Here is an 18,109-nt window from a genome sequence, read left to right on the forward strand (position 1 = left end):
GAATCAGACACGCTTTCTGCTACTTAGCCCCGGTTTTCTCTTTGCCTTGTAACGCAGACGCTCTACGATTCGTCGCTGTCACCGGTGTCACTGGCGTCGCCGGTGTCCTCGAGTTCGTCAAGCTCGTCGAGGGTGGAAAGCCATACGCGGATATCCGCGCGTACCTTTTCGGCAGTAGGAAGCGGCGGAGTCTGCGTTCCGTTGCCGTCTGTTCGGCTTGTCTCGGCTGCGACATAGACGGTGGACGAGTAGCCAGAAGGAAGGTACTCGTTGGGGCAGTCGAGCCAGTCAACACTGCGGTGGGTCGCGCTGACCGTGGCGCGGAAGTGGTAACCGTCCACGCTCAGCTCGTACGTTTTCCGCTGCAGTGACATGCCGGGGCTCTCCTAGAGCCGGATGGGGTAGTCGCGCTGCTCGATCTGCGGATCGATGCGGTGCTCGACGAAGATGCCGTGCCAGATCATAAACGCCACGACGGTCCAGATGCGGCGCGAGTGATCGGAGACGCCATCGCGGTGCTCCTTGAGCATCTCGAGGACTTCCTTCTTATTGAAGATGTCCTCGGTCTGGGACTCGTTGATGACATCCTGGGCCCAGCCATAGAGTTCATCGCCGGCGAGCCAGTGACGCATGGGCACCGGGAAGCCGAGCTTCTTGCGGTGAAGGACGTGCGCCGGAACGATCTGCTCCATGGCCTTGCGCAGCGCGTACTTCGTGGTGCCGTGTGAAATCTTCATGTCATACGGGATGGTTTCCGCGACCTTGAAGACCTCCTTATCGAGGAAAGGCACGCGCAGCTCGAGCGAGTTCGCCATATTCATCTTGTCAGCCTTGACCAGGATGTCGCCGCGCATCCACGTGAACAGGTCAAGGTGCTGCATGCGGGCGACTGGGTCGAAGCCCTGCGACTGGGCGTAGATGGGTGCCGTGATTTCTTTGTGGTCCCACTCGCGCTTGGCCCACGGGATAACGCGCTGCATCTGCTCAAAGTTAAAGGAGCGTGCGTTGCCGTAGTAGCGCTCCTCCATCGTCATGGAACCGCGGTTGAGCAGCGACTTGCCCTTCATGCCCTCGGGCAAGATCTGGGAGAGCTTGCCTAGGCCGCGACGCAGCGGATCCGGGATCTTCTCGAATGGGGCTAGGGAGAGTGGTTCCTTATAAATGGTGTAGCCGCCGAAGAGCTCGTCTGCGCCCTCGCCGGAGAGCACGACCTTGACGTGCTTGCGGGCCTCCTGTGCCACGAAGTAGAGCGGCACGAGCGAGGGGTCTGCAACCGGGTTGTCGAGGTACCACATGATCTTCGGCACGGCGTCCGCGTATTCCTCGGGGGAGACGATTTTGACGATGTGCTCGACGCCGATGGCCTCCGCAGACTCTGCAGCAACGTCAACCTCGGAGTAGCCCTCGCGCTCGAAGCCAGTGGTGAAAGTGAGCAGGTTCGGGTTGTGGCGCTTGGCCAGCGCCGCGATGGCCGTGGAGTCGATACCGCCGGAAAGAAAGGAGCCGACGGTGACGTCAGCGCGCATGTGCTTTTCCACGGAATCTTCGAGGGCACGGGCGATGCGGTCGAAGAGCTGCTGCTCTTGGCCAGCCGGCACCTGCTGCACCGGGAACTGGGGCTTGAAGTAGCGAGTGTTGAGGACCTCGCCGCCGGGAGTGAGCGTGACAGTAGAGCCCGACTCGACGCGGCGGATATTCGCATGCAGGGACTCCGGCTCCGGGACGTACTGGAGGTCGACGTAGTGTTCGATGGCGCGCGTATCAAGGCTGAGTCCTAGACCGAGGTCCTCGGCCATCTCCAGGATGCACTTCATCTCGGAGGCAAATACGGTGCCCGCCGGAGTGGTGGCGTAGTAGAGCGGCTTGATGCCGAACTGGTCGCGGGCCGCGAACATGGTCTTCGTTTTGGTGTCCCAAATAACGAAGCCGAACATGCCGCGCAGGTGCTCGACGACGTCAGCACCCCAGTGGTGGTAGCCAACGACGATGGGCTCGCCGTCGCCCTCAGTATTAAAGGTGTAACCCAGTTCCTTGAGTTCTGCACGCAGCTCGACGTAGTTGTATATCTCGCCGTTGAACGTGAGGGCGTAGCGGTTCTCCTCGCCCTCCGGGCCCCAACGCAGCGGCTGGTGCGAGTGCTCAATATCGATGATGGACAGACGGTTGAAGCCGAACGCCGCGTCGTCATCGTGCCAGGTGCCGGCGGCATCGGGGCCGCGGTGATGCATGCAGGGCAGAGCGCGCTCGACTGCGTCGACGTAGTCGCCAGCGTTTCCCGAGGCCGATAGCAGGGCCAAAAGTCCGCACATGTAGTGATTGCTCCTTTAATATGGCGAAAACGAAAATATCTGTCCCACAGCTTACGGCCCCGCGTGCTGAGCCGGTGTTTCAGACGCGCGGAAACGACCCGGTGTACAGGTCGCTGCGGGTCGCGGAGGGGTGGGAGAGGGCCGCCTGAGAACCTTCGAATGCGCAGCGTCCCCTTTAGGGTGCAAACTTTCGGATGGTGTAGCGCGGGCTGCTTTGTGAATTAAGGCACACGGCATACTGGACCTGTGGGGGTGGTGGGGAGAGATTGTCGTGGTCGACCTGTAATATCCCTTCCGGACATACTCCTTATGTGTATATACGAGTTTCCTGTCAGCCTCGAACAGGGCTTATGGGGCCTGTCTATGCACTATCCTGTGTTGATAGGAATGCTCTGGGAGTATTCGAGAAGTTTTGTGTGGACAGAAAGGCAGAACACACGTGGGACAGCGTAAGCAGCGCAACTTCGCCCGTAAGGCGGGCCTAGCTGGCGCAATTGCCCTGGGCGGTTTGGCACTGGCGGCCTGTGATGTACAGGCGCCTTCGGCCGTTGAAAACCTCCTGGGATTTGGTTGGCCGAAGGGCATTACGCCTGAGGCTGAGGGAATGTACAACTTCTGGATCTGGGTCTGGGTTGTTGCATGGTTCATCGGTTTCGTCATGTGGGGCCTGTTCCTCACTGCAATCTTCCGTTGGAGCGCAAAGCGCGCCAAGAAGGAAGGCAAGGGCGAGTTCCCGAAGCAGTTACAGTACAACGTGCCGCTCGAGATGGTGCTTACCATCGTCCCGATCCTCATCATCATGGGCCTGTTCTTCTTCACGGTTCAGGCACAGCAGAAGGTTGTCGCCCTTGATAAGGACCCACAGGTAACGGTCGACGTGACGGCTTACCAGTGGAACTGGAAGTTCGGTTATGCCGGCGTTAAGGGTGAGCTTTCCCCGACCGGCTCCGACTATGACGGCACCGACGAGGAGCGCAACAAGCTCGCCGAGGAATCCTCCGTTGACCCGGAGGGTGTGAAGAACCCGAACCCGATTCACGGCAAGTCCATGGGTGACCTTTCCTACCTCAACTACAACGACATCGAGACCGTCGGCACCACCGAAGAGGTTCCGGTTCTGGTTCTCCCGTCGCACACCGCGATTGAGTTCCGTCTCGCTTCCGGTGACGTCTCGCACGCCTTCTGGGTTCCGGAGTTCCTCTTTAAGCGCGACGTGTACGCGCACCCGGAGAACAACCAGCAGGAGCGTCGTTTCCAGATCGAGGAGATCACCAAGGAAGGCGCGTTCGTTGGTCGCTGTGCTGAGATGTGCGGTACCTACCACTCGATGATGAACTTCGAGCTGCGCGTTGTGACCCCAGAGAAGTTCGCGGACTACATGAAGTTCCGCAACGACAACCCGGACGCTCCGAACTCTGAGGCTCTCGCCTCCATCGGTGAGGATCCGTACGCGGTCACCACTCAGCCGTTCAACAGCGTTCGCGACACCAAGACCGGCGACAACTTCGTCGACGAGAACGCCTAAAGGAGAAATACAATGCGCGCAGGTTCTAACGTCTTCTACGCCATCGCGGCATATCTCATCGTCTCCGAGATTGTCTACGTCTTCGGCGTCAACTTCACTCGCGACGACGGCTACCTTTACGGTCCGGAGTGGATCGGTATCGTCGCCATGGCTCTCGCGGCCGTCATGTGTATCATGCTCGCCGTCTACCTTCAGTTCACCGATAACCGCACGGACGTTTCTCCGAGCGATTGGGAAGAGGCTGAAACTGAAGACGGCGCTGGCATCCTCGGCTTCTTCTCGCCGGGCTCCATCTACCCGTTTGCAATGACCATGTCTATCGCCGTTATGGGTCTGGGCATCATCTTCCTGTACTTCTGGATGATTGCTCTCGGCGCCGCCATGCTGGTGTACTTCACCTTCCGTCTGTCGCTGCAGTACGGCATCCCGAAGGAGAAGCACTAAGCTTCCTCGGATGGCCGCCGGCCGCCACGGCCCGCGACTGTCCCCGCCCCACACTTCTCGTGCCCCTGTGCGTAGCTTCCCGCTACGTACAGGGGCATTTGGCGATCGTCGGACCTGACACAAAATAGTTCCCTGGAGTTCCATGATTTTTGCGAAGCCGGGAAATTTGCGCATAGTTTGCGGGCCTAGGGGGAGTTGCTCGCGTGCGCCAGCGACTGTGCTTGGAAAGAAAACTGCACGTGAAGGCCATTTTGAACCGGGGGTCAACCGAAAGTTGCAACCCTGGGAAAAACGCGCCGACATGTAAGTGATTTATCTCTCAGCGAAACTCTAGAAATATTCGTGTATTTCGTTTCAATGTGAACCAGCGGCCAGCTATTAAAACTGGCGGTAGGGGGGATGCCTCCTTTTTGGGCGCTTCTACCTGCAGAGATGCGGCGTCGTATGGGAGCGGAAAAAGTTCCCAACTATTTTTCGACGTTTTTAAGTCGCGAACGGCTGGAAGAAACCTGGCTAAAACCTTGGACGAGCCGGAAAGAAGTGGGGGGTCTCGGGTGACTTATGCCTGTTAAAAGGTCATAATTGACTGCGTGACGAGCACAGTTTCAAATCAAGGTATGACAGCACCACGTGTTGCTGCGCTGAACCGACCGAACATGGTCAGCGTTGGCACCATCGTGTTCCTGTCTCAGGAATTAATGTTCTTCGCCGGACTGTTTGCGATGTGGTTTACTTCGCGAGCTAATGGTCAGGACGGCGACTGGGCGCACTGGACCGAGCACATCAACGTACCGATGGGCTTTGTCATCACTGCGGTCCTGGTCTTGTCTTCCGTGACCTCGCAATTCGGCGTCTTCGCAGCTGAAAGGGGTGACGTATACAAGCTTCGACTGTGGTACTCCGCGACGATCGCACTGGCTGTGGTCTTCATTGGCATCCTCGCCTATGAGTGGACCCACCTGATCATCCACGGCGTGACCATTCAGTCCAGCGTCTTCGGATCGGTCTTCTACATCCTGACCGGTTTCCACGCGGCGCACGTGACGGCAGGCCTTCTGGCCTTCATCGCGATTCTGCTCCGTACGGCTAAGTCGAAGTTCACGCCGGCACAGGCAACCGCCGCAATGGCAGTGTCCTACTACTGGCACTTCGTTGACGTCGTGTGGATCGGCGTCTTCGTCGTTATCTACATCATTCAGTAGGCCGTAGGACACCGAGACAACAATCGGTCCACCGCCATTCATTTCCGAACTCCAGTAACTCAAAGGAAAATGATGGATACCAATCCAATGAACGCCGCACAGGCAGCAGGGGAGACCCCTGATACTGCTGCGGCAACAAAGACGCGTCGCGGCCGCAAGGTCAAGCGCACGCTCGCGGGTGCCTTTGCCCTCACCATCGGTCTTACCGGTGCTGGCGTCCTGGCCTCCGCCCTCTCTCCCGACGCTCAGGTGGCGACGGCGCAGAAGGATGACGCTGCCCTCGTGCAAGAAGGCAAGGACATCTACGACACCGCCTGCATCACCTGCCACGGTGCGAACCTCCAGGGCATCCAGGACCGCGGTCCTTCCCTGGTGGGTATCGGTGCCGGCTCCGTATACTTCCAGGTGCACTCTGGCCGCATGCCGATGATGTCGAACGACGCCCAAGCTGAGCGCAAGACCCCGCGCTACACCGAGCAGCAGACGCTCGCGCTTGCCGCATTCGTCGCTGCCAACGGTGGCGGCCCGGACATCGTGTACAACGAGGACGGCTCCGTCGCACAGGAGTCGCTCCGCGGCGCCAACTACGACGGCAACATCCAGGCAGAAGATGTCGCGAAGGGCTCCGAGCTCTTCCGTATGAACTGCGCATCGTGCCACAACTTCACCGGCCAGGGCGGCGCACTGTCCTCCGGTAAGTACGCACCGCCGCTGGCTCCTGCTTCCGAGCAGGAGATCTACCAGGCGATGCTCACCGGCCCGCAGAACATGCCGAAGTTCTCTGACCGCCAGCTCACTGCTGACGAGAAGAAGGACATCATCGCTTACATCAAGTCCGCGAAGGAGACCCCGTCTCCGGCTGGTTGGGACCTGGGCGGACTTGGCCCGGTCTCTGAAGGCCTTGCAATGTGGATCATCGGCATCACCGCACTGTGTGCTGCCGCTATGTGGATTGGATCGCGCCACTAATGAGCAACGTAAACAAGAACTACACCGAAGCCGAGCTCAAGAACATGTCTGATGCTGAGCTCACCGCCCTGGGTGCTGAGATGGACGGCGTCACCGTGGCGTTCCGCAAGGAGCGTTTCCCGGTCGCTGGCGATCCTGCAGAAAAGCGCGCTGCCGTCAACGTCGGCGTGTGGGCTGCACTGGCCATCGTTATGGGTCTGGCATTCCTTGCCATTTACCTGTTCTGGCCGTGGCACTACAAGTCCCTCGGCGAAGAGGGCCTTGCATGGCACACCCTGTACACCCCGCTGCTGGGTCTTACGTCTGGCCTGTCCATCCTTTCGCTGGGCATCGCCATCGTGCAGTACGTCAAGCGCATTCTGCCGGAGGAAATTTCCGTGCAGCGTCGCCACGACGGTCCGTCGGACGAGATTGATCGCCGCACGCTGACCGCGCTCCTCAACGACTCGTGGAAGACCTCCACCCTTGGTCGCCGCAAGACCCTCCAGGGCCTGCTCGGCGGTGCCGCCGTTCTCTTCGGTCTCACCGTCGTTGCCCCGCTGGGTGGCGCCATCAAGAACCCGTGGAAGGTTCGCCACGAGCTCAACTACGCCGGCGACGGCACGATGTGGACCTCCGGTTGGACGCTGCATGAGAAGGGCGTCAAGCTCTACCTCGCACGCGATACCGGCACGATCGCCGAGCAGCACGAAGGCGAGTCCGGCACGCACTACACGACGCAGGGTGTTACTCGCCTCGTCCGCGTGCGCCCAGAGGACCTGGCCGCCGGCGGCATGGAGACTGTCTTCCCGCTCGCAGAGTCCGACGTCAACGACGGCGATCTCTACGATCCGCAGAAGGATGTCTACGAGAACCACATGCACTCCATCCACGGCAACCGCAACGCGGTCATGCTCATCCGTCTGCGTAACTCTGACGCGCAGAAGGTCATTGAGCGTGAGGGCCAGGAGGACTTCCACTACGGCGATTACTACGCCTTCTCTAAGATTTGTACCCACATTGGTTGCCCGACCTCGCTGTACGAGGCTCAGACCAACCGTATTCTCTGCCCGTGCCACCAGTCGCAGTTCGACGCTCTGCAGTACGGAAAGCCGGTCTTCGGCCCGGCCGCCCGTGCGCTGCCGCAGCTGCCGGTCACGATTGATGAGGACGGCTACCTGGTCGCCAAGGGCAACTTCATTGAGCCTGTCGGCCCGGCATACTGGGAGCGTAAGTCATAATGAGCAATAAACTCGCAAAGATTGGCAACAACGTTGACAGCCGTTTCACGCTGTCCGGTGCGGTTCGCCCGCAGTTGAACAAGGTTTTCCCGACCCACTGGTCCTTCATGCTCGGTGAGATGGCGCTCTACAGCTTCATCATCCTGCTGCTGACTGGTATCTACCTGGCCCTCTTCTTCGACCCGTCGATTACGAAGGTCATCTACGACGGCACCTACGCACCGCTCAACGGTGTCGAGATGTCTTCCGCATACGCATCCGCCCTGGACCTCTCCTTCGAGGTTCGCGGTGGCCTCTTTGTCCGCCAGATGCACCACTGGGCAGCCCTGCTGTTCATGATGTCCATGGTCGCGCACATGCTGCGTATCTTCTTCACGGGTGCGTTCCGCCGCCCGCGTGAGGCTAACTGGATCATCGGTTGCACGCTTATCCTCCTGGGCATGGTCGAGGGCTTCCTCGGCTACTCCCTCCCGGATGACCTGCTCTCCGGTGTCGGCCTCCGTATTATGTCGGCCATCATCCTGACCATCCCGGTCATCGGTACCTGGCTGCACTGGGCCATCTTCGATGGTGACTTCCCGTCCGACCTCATGCTGGATCGTTTCTACATCCTCCACGTGCTGGTTATCCCGGGCATCATCCTCGCCCTCATCGCTGCTCACGTTCTCATCGTCTGGTTCCAGAAGCACACGCAGTTCCCGGGACCGGGCCGCGCAGAGAACAACGTTGTCGGCGTCCGTATTATGCCGGTCTTCGCTACGAAGGCTATCGGCATGGGCCTCATGGTCGCTGGCGTGCTGGCGCTCATGTCGGGTCTGCTCACCATCAACGCCATCTGGCTGCTGGGCCCGTACAACCCGTCGCAGGTCTCCGCTGGTTCCCAGCCTGATATCTACATGCTGTGGACTGACGGTCTCGCCCGTGTCATGCCGGCGTGGGAGCTCTACCTCGGTAAGTACACCATCCCGGGTGCATTCTGGGTCGTCGTGGTCGCCATGATCATGGTTATCCTGCTTATCGCTTACCCGTTCATCGAGAAGAAGATGACTGGCGACGACGCTCACCACAACCTGCTGCAGCGTCCGCGCGACGTGCCGGTGCGTTCCGGCCTCGGCGCGATGGCTATCTCCTTCTTCGTTCTGGTTACCATTTCCGGTGGTAACGACCACGTGGCTCACTTCTTCCAGATTTCGCTGAACGCGATGACCTGGGTTGGTCGAATCGGTCTCATCGTGGTTCCGCCGATTGCTTACTTCCTTACGTACAAGATCTGCGTTGGTCTCCAGCGCTCCGACCGTGAGGTTCTCGAGCACGGTATCGAGACCGGTGTTCTGAAGCAGCTGCCGAACGGTGCCTTCATCGAGGTTCACCAGCCGCTCGGCCCGGTCGACGAGCACGGCCACCCGGTTCCGCTTGAGTACGCCGGTGCGTACGTCCCGAAGCAGCTCAACCACCTTGGTCTGGCTGACTCCGAGACCCAGGGTATCTTTGCCCCGGACGACGAGGGCCTGATGCGCAAGGTTCACGAAATCCACGCAGAGAACGCCGCCGAGGAGGCGGACATGTACCGCGCCCTCAACGAGGCCAATCGCCGCGACGACGAAGAAAACGGCCGCATCTAGCGCCTTCCTTCCTTCGAAACTGTCACCAACCCGCCACAGCCTGGAGCAGGCTGCGGCGGGTTCGTCAGTTTTTCACTCCCTATATATAAGGAAGCGCCCAAGCGCGGAATACTGCGAGATGAAGCCAATAGAAGCGGGAGAGGGTCCCTGAGACGTGGACAGGGGCTGCCACCGCAGACATGAATCACTCGGCGTTCGAGAGTCACCGTTACGCACGTGAATCGGGGTGCGTGCATGGGGTGTGTGGGCGACGCTCACGGTGAAGCCGCGCGGCAACCGTAGCTGAGTCTGCCGGTAGGCCGCTGCGCTTCGCAGCAGGGATTCGTGGGGTGCCTCAGGGCGCCGGTCTTGAGAGACCTTCAGGCGCCCATATGACTGCGTCTTAGAGCCGGCGGCAACGGGCAACGCTACAAGCCGTGGCGGCAGCCTACACGCAGGCGTGGCTGCCGCCTGTGAGCCGACGCAAACGGGGGAGTGCATCGGAATCCCCACGGTGCTGACACAACGAGGGGTGCGGCGCCGCATTCGGGGTCACGATGCGACCAAAACCCGGTAACAGACGCTGTGCACCATGTGCTGTGTGGGGTAAATGCGCCCAATGTTACATGCATGTGACGAAGGTCACGATAGCACTTTGTTTGCGTAGATTTTAGGGTTTAATGCAGAACTTAATAGTTTGTTAAGTTCGGAAATGGTGCAGGTTGTGCAACTGTTTTGGAGTGCTATTGCGCTCGACATTCGGATTAAACCCTGAGAAACCGAAGTTTGATAACGGGACGATAACGGCCTTGTAACGAGCGGATAGTGGCGTTGCGGCTAGACAATTCTCGTAATGGTTTCGTAACCTTATCGAGACATTGCAGCGCTCCCCATGAGTGCTCAATCGAAAAATGAACACTAGCGCCGTATCTGGCCCACTCTCGACAGGGTGAGCCGAGCGGAGGCGCGGGATACAGGAACGCCCGCGCCAACGAACGTTAGGCCCCCACTGGGCCAGAGCTTCCACGCTTCCACATCATCACAGTCCACCGTCACGGTGGTCGGGTGGAACGCGGCCGAAGACGGGACTCGTAGAAGACGAGAAACGCTTTGGCCCGCCGCGGAGGTAGGCGCGACTGAAGATTTGGAGATTTATTCGTGGCTAAGCACCGTCGTCAGGGCACTAACACCACCCGCCGTATCGCGGGCACCGCAGCTCTCGCTGCAACCGCAACCGTGGCGGTTCCGGGTGTTGCCCAGGCAGCCGAGGTTGTCATTCCGAACACCAACTACTCGGTGAACGTCAATGGCATCGAGAACATCCCGGGTATCAAGGATGTCCCGAACATCGGCCAGTACGTGCCGTCCTTCAACCAGGTTCAGGCGCAGGCCAAGACCTACAACGCAACGGCTACTGTCCCGCAGACTGCCGCTGCTCCGGCTCCGGCCCCGCAGCAGTCCACCGGTGACAAGGTCGTCGCCGCTGCCCGCAGCGCCATCGGTTCCCCGTACGGCTGGGGCTCCGCCGGCCCGAGCAGCTTCGACTGCTCTGGTCTGACCTCCTGGGCTTACGCACAGGCTGGTAAGTCCATCCCGCGTACCTCCCAGGCACAGGCTGCCCAGGGCCAGCAGGTGTCCATGTCGGACATCCAGCCGGGCGACATTGTTGTGTACTACGGTGGCGCATCCCACGTCGCCATCTACGCCGGTAACGGCGTCATGATTGACTCGCTCAATTCCGGCACCACCGTGGCCGAGCGTCCGCTCAACTACATGCCGATCCACTCCATCGTGCGTTTCTAGTCTGCACGCCGGTCTCGGCTTACCCCGTCTCGACCCTTGTCGAGATGGGGTTTTTCCTTTTTCGTATGACGATGCTGAGATTGTCCTTAAGTTCTTCTATAGTAGGTGTATTCACTTGCAATTTTTGAGGGGTTCTTCCGTGCGTCTTCCTTACCGCATCAACCTGGCGCTGGTCAGTGTTGCTTTCGCTTCCACCGCCGTCCCGGCTATCGCGCAGGAGCTGCCGGCCGAAGAGTCGGTGCAGGCGCCGGAGAATACTGATATGCAAGCGCTCGTCGACGAGGTCGGTGAGGTCGCCCAGAAGGTCTCCGCGAAGAACGAGGAAGTCAAGCAGCTCGAGGATGACCTCGCCGCCCAGCAGGCGAAGGCCGATGACCTCGCTGCCCAAGCCCAGGCCGCCGCCCAGGCTGCCGATGCCGCCCGCGGCGCCGTCGGCTCCCAGCAGGCCGCCATCAACGGCTTGGCACAGTCCCGTTACCGCGGGGCGCACCGTTCCGCCGCGACGACCGCGCTTGAGTCTGCCAACCCGCAGGAGGCCGTCGAGCGCCTGGGCTACCTCAGCGCCCTGTCGCGTGACGCCCACCGCGAACTCAGCACGATGACGCAGGCCTCGCAGGACGCTGACACTGCCCATGCGAAGGCCGTCGAGACCGCGGATGCTGCCCGCGCGGAGCAGACCCGCCTCGAAGAGCAGCGTGCTCGTGTTGTCAAGGAGAAGGAGGCCCTCGAGGCGCAGCAGCGCGACATCGAGGCGCGTGTCGACGCACTCAACGAGGAGCAGCGCGCGCAGTGGGAGGCTCAGTTCGGTGGTGTGACCCGCGAGATCGATCCGGAGCTGCTCGCACGCCTCGCCGAGTCGGGCGTCGGTGGCAAGGCCGTCGCTGCAGCACTCACCAAGCAGGGAGCTCCCTATGGCTGGGGCGCGACCGGCCCGGATCGCTTCGACTGCTCCGGTCTGATGGTGTGGGCCTACGCGCAGGAGGGCAAGTCCATCCCGCGTACCTCGCAGGCACAGCTGGCTGGCGGCACGCCCGTGCCCATGGATCAGCTCGAGCCGGGCGACGTCATCGGCTACTACCCGGGTGTGACCCACGTGGGCATGTATATCGGCGACGGCCAGGTCGTCCATGCCTCGACGTATGGCGTGCCGGTCCAGGTTGTCCCGGTCGACTCCATGCCGGTACAGGGAGCCGTCCGCTTCTAGACGCGCGCACGCGGTAGGCTCACAGCCATGCCTCGCATTCTGCTTGTGACTAATGATTTCCCGCCGACCATCGGTGGGATTCAGTCGTATTTGCGCGATTTTCTTGCGACCCTGGACCCTGCCGACGTCCTCGTCTTCGCCTCAACCCAGGACGCCGAAGCCGCAGCCGCCTTTGATGCGCAGCTGCCTTACGAGGTCATCCGGTGGCCGCGGCGCATGATGTTGCCCACTCCGGCCACGCGCCGCGAGATGCAGCGCATCATCGCCGAGCGCGGCATCGAGATCGTTTGGTTCGGCGCCGCAGCACCGCTTGCGCTCATGGGCGGCGCCGCCAAGGCCGCCGGCGCCAGGAAAGTGGTGGCCACGACCCATGGCCACGAGGTGGGCTGGTCCATGCTGCCGGGCGCGCGCCAGGCGCTGCGGGGCATCGGCAAGCATGCGGACGTCATCACCTACATCGCGGCCTATACGCTGCGCCGCCTGCGCCCCGCCTTCGGCCCCGGCCCCGAGTGGGTACACTTGCCCAGCGGCGTCAACACGGACATGTTTGAGCCTTACAGCGAGTTGGCTATGCGCCACGGCGAGATTTTTTATGAGCTCGAAGATGCCGATCCTGTCATCGTCTGCGTCTCTCGTTTCGTTCCACGCAAGGGGCAAGACCAGCTGCTGCGGGTCATGCCGCGCATTCGGGAGCGCTATCCTAAGGCGCGCCTGCTGCTCATCGGCCGCGGGCGCTACCGGGCGGCGCTCGAGCAGCTCGCGGAGATGTACGCGCCGGAGACGATTCTCCACGAAGCCGCGGACGAGGAGGAGATTGCCATGGCGCTGGCCGCCGCGGATATCTTCGCCATGCCCGCCCGCACGCGCGGCGGCGGCCTCGACGTCGAGGGCCTGGGCATCGTCTACCTCGAGGCCCAAGCCGCAGGTTTGCCCGTCATTGCGGGCGACTCGGGCGGCGCGCCGGAGACGGTGACGCCAGAGACGGGCATCGTCGTGCGCGGCAACTCGCAGGACGAGCTCGCCCAGGCGATCCTTACGCTGCTTGATGACCCGAAGCGCGCGTGCGCGATGGGCCGAGCCGGCCGGCGCCATGTCGAGGAGAACTGGACGTGGGAGATTATGGGCGCTCGTCTGCGCGCGATTATGGCCTAGCGTGGCCCGCATGATGTGACGCGGACGGGGGAGGGGTATATCCTACTTGCATGCAAAAATTCTCCCCCTCTGACAATCTCACCGTGGGATTCGACATCGGCGGCACCAATCTTCGCGCCGGTGTCGTCACCGCCGAGGGGGAGATCATCGACTCGCGTTCGCTCCCTACGCCCGCGACGGGGGAGGAACTTGACGCTGCCATCCTCGCGCTCATCGCCGAGCTGCGCGCAGAGTATCCGGTGCAGGCTGTGGGCCTAGCGATTGCTGGATTCATCGATCCGGACCGCGAGTTGGTCCGCTTTGCTCCGCACCTGCCGTGGCGTGATGCCGCCGTGCGCGCCAGCCTGCAGGCCCACCTTGACATCCCCGTTGTCATCGAGCATGACGCGAACTCTGCGGCGTGGGGCGAGTGGCGCTTTGGCGCTGGCCGCGGCGCCCACGATTGGGTCTTCTTCGCCGTGGGCACGGGCATCGGCGCGACGCTCATGACGGGCGACGAGATCTTCCGCGGCGCGTTTGGCACCGCCCCTGAATTCGGCCACATCGTGGTCATGCCGGGCGGACGCGAGTGCTCCTGCGGCAAGCGCGGCTGCCTCGAGCGCTACGCCTCGGGCACGGCGCTTCCGGACACGGTGCGCGAACTGCGTGGCTCCTACGAGACCACGCTCCCGGACAACCCCTCCGGCGTGGCCATCGCGCAGGCTGCGCGCGACGGCGACCCGCTGGGCGTTGCGGTCATGGAGGACTTCGCACGCTGGCTCGGCCAGGGCCTGTCCATCGTCGCGGACATCCTCGACCCGGAGCTCATCGTCCTCGGCGGCGGCGTAGCGGGCGACGCGGACGTCTACCTTGATACCGCGCGCGAGACGATGGCGCAGTCCATCGTCGGCGCGGGGCACCGCCCGCTGGCCCGTGTGGCGACGGCGGCTCTGGGCTCGGCCGCGGGTATGATCGGCGTGGCCGATATCGCGCGCCAGGCGCTTACTCGCGCCTAGAATTTTCCGACGAGGGCAGGATAGCAATGCACAACAAGTGGTACTGGGCGTTTAAGCACATCTTCTTCGGTCCCGCCCTGCGTGTGTGGAACCGCCCGTGGTCCGAGGGCATGGACAATATCCCGGCCGAAGGCCCCGCCATCGTGGCGTCCAACCACCAGGCCGTCATGGATTCGTTCTTCTTCCCGCTCATGTGCCCGCGCCAGATCATTTTCCTGGCGAAGTCCGAGTACTTCACAACCCCCGGCCCCGTGGGACGCGCGCAGGCGTGGTTCTTCAGCTCCGTGGGGCAGGTTCCCGTCGTGCGCACCTCGGAGTCCGCGGCGGACGATATGGCAGCCACGGCGAAGGAAATCCTCGACCGTGGCGATGTCTTCGGCATTTATCCCGAGGGCACGCGCTCGCCGGACGGTCGCATCTACAAGGGGCGCACCGGCATGGCGCGTGTCGCCATGGAGACCGGCTATCCCGTCGTCCCCATCGCGATGGTGGGCACACGCGACGCCAACCCCATCGGCACGTGGATTCCGCGCCCAGTGAAGGTGGGCATGCGCGTGGGCGAGCCCATCGATCCCCATGCGTGGGCGGCCGAGCGCGGTCTCGACCCCGCCGAGCATGCCACCCAGCGCGCCTTTACGGACGACTTCATGCACACCCTCGCGCGCCTCGCGGGCAAGCCCTACGTTGATGTCTACGCCTCGGACGTCAAGGCCTCGCTCGCCGCTGGTCACGGCTACCCGGACGGCGCGCAGCCCGGAAAGTCCCAGTAGCGCCCGCTCAAGCATTAGAATCGCGGGATAGACTCTATTTCCCGTGTAAGGACGTGCTTACTATCTCTGCCCCGCATTCGGTACCCGCCGCCCCTCAGAAGCAACGTCTCGCCTGGCCGGATGTCGCTCGCGGCGTGTCGATCCTGGGCGTCGTCCTGCTGCACGTGCGTCTCGCCGTACCCGAGGGCGAGCACACGCTTGCCGCCCAGGCGAATGAGCTCATCGACCCGCTGCGATTGCCCCTGTTCTTCGTCATCTCCGGCTTCTTCTCGCAGAAGGTCCTGAACTTCCGCTTCGGCGAACTCTTCCGCAAGCGCCTGTGGTTTCTGCTCATTCCGTATCTCATATGGTCCCTCGTCGAGCTGCGCATGAGCACGTGGGACTTCCACTATGCCTTCGACACGCCACTCGATACCTGGCGCGAGAGCCTGCACACCGTCATGCTCGGCCACTCCATGGGCTGGTTCCTCCACTCGCTCGTGGTCTACAACATCTTCCTGTGGGCCGTGCGCAAGCTGCCGCCGTGGGCGGGCCTCGCCGCGAGCTTTAGCCCGCTGCTGCTCCTTGGCTACACGCAGGAGTACTTCGTGGTGGGCAAAGCCATCATGTTCCTGCCCGTCTTCATGGCCGGCGTGTACTTACGCCCCGCAATCACCACGTTTGCCGAGTCCATTGACTCGCTGCGCCACCCCACGCGCGCGACGTGGTGGGCCCTGGCACTCACCGTTGCCACGTATGCGGCGAGTGTGACGCTGCGCGGCCGTTTCGACGAGCGCGTCGAACCCATCGACGTTGCCTGGCCACTGCCGGGCGCAGGGAACCTTGGCTTTGAAGAAGCGAAGCTCCTGGTGCGCTTCGCCGAGCAGTCCCTGCAGCTGCCCGCCGGCATCGCGGCCGCAGTCCTGCTGGCCCACGTGCCCTTCGTCTCCGGCTTCTTCCGGTTCATTGGCAGCCACACGCTGCCTATCTACTTAGGCCACCACCTCGGCATCATCGCGCTTTTTGGCTTCCCGAAGACCTACTTCGAGTGGGACATTACGAAGGCCGGCGAGTGGCCGCTCGAGTCCACCGACTTTTGGATTTGGGGCTGTTTTGCCGCCGCGGCCGTGGGCAGCCTAGCGCTGTGGCTCGTGGAGAAGATCCCGGTGCTGCGTTGGACCATGGTCCCGCCGCGCCTGCCGTCGCTCAAAGAACTGTGGAGCCAGCGCCGCGCACAGTGCGAGCACGCCACCCCACGCTAGATAGTCGTTGCCCGGCAGCATCTGCCACCAGGACCACCCGTATTCGAAGTCGTGCGCATGCGGCACGAGCCAGTGCCCGCGCGCGAAGAGCACGATCCACGTTGGCACCGCGAGCCACCAGTTCTGCCGCGCCGTAAAGAAGACCGCGAGGAGTACACACCACACGAAGTGGTGCGACCACGACACCGGCGAGCCCAGCAGGGCCGCGAGCGACGTGACGAGAACGAGCGCCGCTGGCTCGCGCAGCCGGATAAAGAGCGCGACTGCGAGCACAACGCCTAGAACCGCGACCCCCATGAGCCACCAGCCCTCGCCGAGGCCTAGCCGCTCCACGAATCCCCGCAGAGACTGATTGCCCGCATACGCCAAGGCACCAATCCTTTCCGAGTCGCGCAGCGTCGCGGTCCAATACTCCACCGAGTTCTCTGGACGCGGCAGCAGTCCCACCACCGAGCACGCCACGAAGCTTCCGATGCCCCCAGCCACGCCGCGCCAGTCGCGCCTGGCAAAGAAGTAGGCGAGGAAGACCGCCGGAGTGAGCTTGATGGCCATCGCCACGCCGGTGAGCCACCCGCGCCACCGTGCGACGCTGGGGGAGGGATGGACGGAGATAAAGAGGGCATCGGAAAGCACGAGCGCGGCGAGGAACACATTGATCTGCGCGAAGGAGAGGTTCTCGGTGAGTGGCTCGGTCCACGCGGCGGCCGCGGTGAGCAGGAGAGCGGTGCGTGGGTCGCGGACGAGGAGACGAATGCACCACCACAGCGCTGCGAGAGTCGCTGCATTCCACGCCAACGCGGCGAGCTGCCACGGCAGCGGCGCGAGGGGTGTGAAGACAAGCGCGGCGAATGGGGGATAGGTAAACGGCAGCTGCGTGCCGTCCACGGCGAAGACCTGGTCGTAGTAGGTCTCGCCGCTCAGGGCCGCGTGCCCGCCTGCCTGGTAGACGAGGAGATCGATGTGGTGGTGCCACGCGAGGCCCTCGCCGCGCAGCAGCGCCCCGGCGTCGACGGTGGCGAAGAGAAGAGCTGCAGCGAGCGCCAGCCAGGCGAGGACTATCATGAATGGGAATCTTAGCCCCAACGCGGGCGCGGCCGAATTCGCAGGCTAGAGTGGCTAGCGTGCGATACTTCTACGACACCGAGTTTATCGAGGACGGCCAGACCATCGAGTTGGTCTCCATCGGCATCGTGGCCGAGGACGGCCGCGAATACTACGCGGTGTCGACAGACTTTGATCCGGCGCGCGCTAACCCGTGGGTGCGCGAGCACGTGCTGGACAAGCTGCCCAGCCCCTCGGACAAGGTGTGGCGCTCGGCGGCACGCATCCGTGAGGAGGTTCTCGAGTTCCTCACCAGCGCGCCCACCCCGCCGCAGCTGTGGGCGTGGGTGGGCGACTACGACCACGTGCTCGTGGCCCAGCTCTGGGGCGATATGGCGGCGCTGCCGCGCGAGATTCCGCGCTATACCCGCGAGCTCAAGCAGTACTGGGAATTCGCCGGACGCCCCGCGCTGCCGCCGGTACCGGACGGCAACCACGACGCACTCGTGGACGCGCGCCACAACCTCGCGAAGTTCCACGCCTGCATGGAGGCGCTGCCGCTGTCGCCTGGCAACCGCGTGCTCTAGCGAATGTAACTGCCAGTTTATAGTTTCTATTTCCGCACCATGTGTC

The 18,109-nt window shown here is 62.4% G+C and carries 15 protein-coding genes and 1 pseudogene; 13 read left to right on the forward strand and 3 right to left on the reverse strand.

The annotated features are described in order from the left end of the window. Positions 1-62 precede the first annotated feature (62 nt). Positions 63-374, reverse strand: coding sequence for a hypothetical protein (locus HMPREF2559_RS09310; RefSeq protein ID WP_066491973.1), 312 nt, complete (start codon positions 372-374; stop codon positions 63-65). A 12-nt stretch (positions 375-386) separates the two neighbouring features. Next, the gene (gene asnB, locus HMPREF2559_RS09315) at positions 387-2,309 is read right to left on the reverse strand and encodes an asparagine synthase (glutamine-hydrolyzing) (protein ID WP_070540477.1); all 1,923 of its coding nucleotides are present in this window, start codon (positions 2,307-2,309) and stop codon (positions 387-389) included. Positions 2,310-2,748: 439 nt separating this feature from the next. Between asnB and HMPREF2559_RS09320 the strand changes: the two genes are divergently transcribed. The 12 genes from HMPREF2559_RS09320 to HMPREF2559_RS09375 all read left to right on the forward strand — a co-directional run bounded on the left by HMPREF2559_RS09320 (position 2,749) and on the right by HMPREF2559_RS09375 (position 16,435). Next, positions 2,749-3,834, forward strand: a complete 1,086-nt coding sequence (locus HMPREF2559_RS09320) for an aa3-type cytochrome oxidase subunit II (protein WP_066491976.1) — start codon at positions 2,749-2,751, stop codon at positions 3,832-3,834. 12 nt (positions 3,835-3,846) lie between these two features. Then, entirely contained in the window at positions 3,847-4,278 is a 432-nt protein-coding gene (locus HMPREF2559_RS09325) for an aa3-type cytochrome oxidase subunit IV (protein ID WP_066511902.1), read from the forward strand. Between the two features lie 617 nt (positions 4,279-4,895). Continuing rightward, on the forward strand, positions 4,896-5,480 hold the full coding sequence (locus HMPREF2559_RS09330; protein WP_196131214.1) for an aa3-type cytochrome oxidase subunit III: 585 nt from the start codon (positions 4,896-4,898) through the stop codon (positions 5,478-5,480). Between the two features lie 69 nt (positions 5,481-5,549). Next, positions 5,550-6,449 (forward strand): cytochrome bc1 complex diheme cytochrome c subunit, encoded by a 900-nt coding sequence (locus HMPREF2559_RS09335; protein WP_066491982.1) that lies wholly within the window; start codon positions 5,550-5,552, stop codon positions 6,447-6,449. Next, the gene (locus tag HMPREF2559_RS09340) at positions 6,449-7,669 is read left to right on the forward strand and encodes a cytochrome bc1 complex Rieske iron-sulfur subunit (protein WP_066491985.1); all 1,221 of its coding nucleotides are present in this window, start codon (positions 6,449-6,451) and stop codon (positions 7,667-7,669) included. The genes HMPREF2559_RS09335 and HMPREF2559_RS09340 overlap by 1 nt, the downstream gene beginning before the upstream one ends. Then, complete coding sequence (locus HMPREF2559_RS09345; protein WP_066511899.1) at positions 7,669-9,291, forward strand: cytochrome bc1 complex cytochrome b subunit; 1,623 nt, start codon at positions 7,669-7,671, stop codon at positions 9,289-9,291. Before HMPREF2559_RS09340 ends, HMPREF2559_RS09345 begins: the two co-directional genes overlap by 1 nt. A gap of 1,137 nt (positions 9,292-10,428) precedes the next feature. Continuing rightward, on the forward strand, positions 10,429-11,073 hold the full coding sequence (locus HMPREF2559_RS09350; RefSeq protein ID WP_066492001.1) for a C40 family peptidase: 645 nt from the start codon (positions 10,429-10,431) through the stop codon (positions 11,071-11,073). 139 nt (positions 11,074-11,212) lie between these two features. Continuing rightward, the gene (locus tag HMPREF2559_RS09355) at positions 11,213-12,277 is read left to right on the forward strand and encodes a C40 family peptidase (protein ID WP_066492003.1); all 1,065 of its coding nucleotides are present in this window, start codon (positions 11,213-11,215) and stop codon (positions 12,275-12,277) included. Positions 12,278-12,304: 27 nt separating this feature from the next. Next, the gene (locus HMPREF2559_RS09360) at positions 12,305-13,429 is read left to right on the forward strand and encodes a glycosyltransferase family 4 protein (protein WP_066492005.1); all 1,125 of its coding nucleotides are present in this window, start codon (positions 12,305-12,307) and stop codon (positions 13,427-13,429) included. Between the two features lie 50 nt (positions 13,430-13,479). Further along, entirely contained in the window at positions 13,480-14,424 is a 945-nt protein-coding gene (locus tag HMPREF2559_RS09365; protein WP_070540480.1) for an ROK family protein, read from the forward strand. Positions 14,425-14,450: 26 nt separating this feature from the next. Continuing rightward, on the forward strand, positions 14,451-15,194 hold the full coding sequence (locus HMPREF2559_RS09370; RefSeq protein ID WP_070540482.1) for a lysophospholipid acyltransferase family protein: 744 nt from the start codon (positions 14,451-14,453) through the stop codon (positions 15,192-15,194). Positions 15,195-15,247: 53 nt separating this feature from the next. After that, entirely contained in the window at positions 15,248-16,435 is a 1,188-nt protein-coding gene (locus tag HMPREF2559_RS09375; protein ID WP_083297820.1) for an acyltransferase family protein, read from the forward strand. Between the two features lie 198 nt (positions 16,436-16,633). On the opposite strand, the pseudogene HMPREF2559_RS13305 reads toward HMPREF2559_RS09375, so the two are convergent. After that, positions 16,634-17,497, reverse strand: a pseudogene (locus HMPREF2559_RS13305) (glycosyltransferase 87 family protein); the annotation flags it as partial. Between the two features lie 59 nt (positions 17,498-17,556). Here HMPREF2559_RS13305 and HMPREF2559_RS09385 point away from each other — a divergent pair. After that, the gene (locus tag HMPREF2559_RS09385) at positions 17,557-18,063 is read left to right on the forward strand and encodes a polyadenylate-specific 3'-exoribonuclease AS (protein ID WP_066492014.1); all 507 of its coding nucleotides are present in this window, start codon (positions 17,557-17,559) and stop codon (positions 18,061-18,063) included. Positions 18,064-18,109: the final 46 nt, after the last annotated feature.

It is taken from the genome of Corynebacterium sp. HMSC072G08 (genome assembly GCF_001809185.1).
In the GTDB taxonomy this organism is placed as follows: Bacteria; Actinomycetota; Actinomycetes; order Mycobacteriales; family Mycobacteriaceae; genus Corynebacterium; species Corynebacterium phoceense.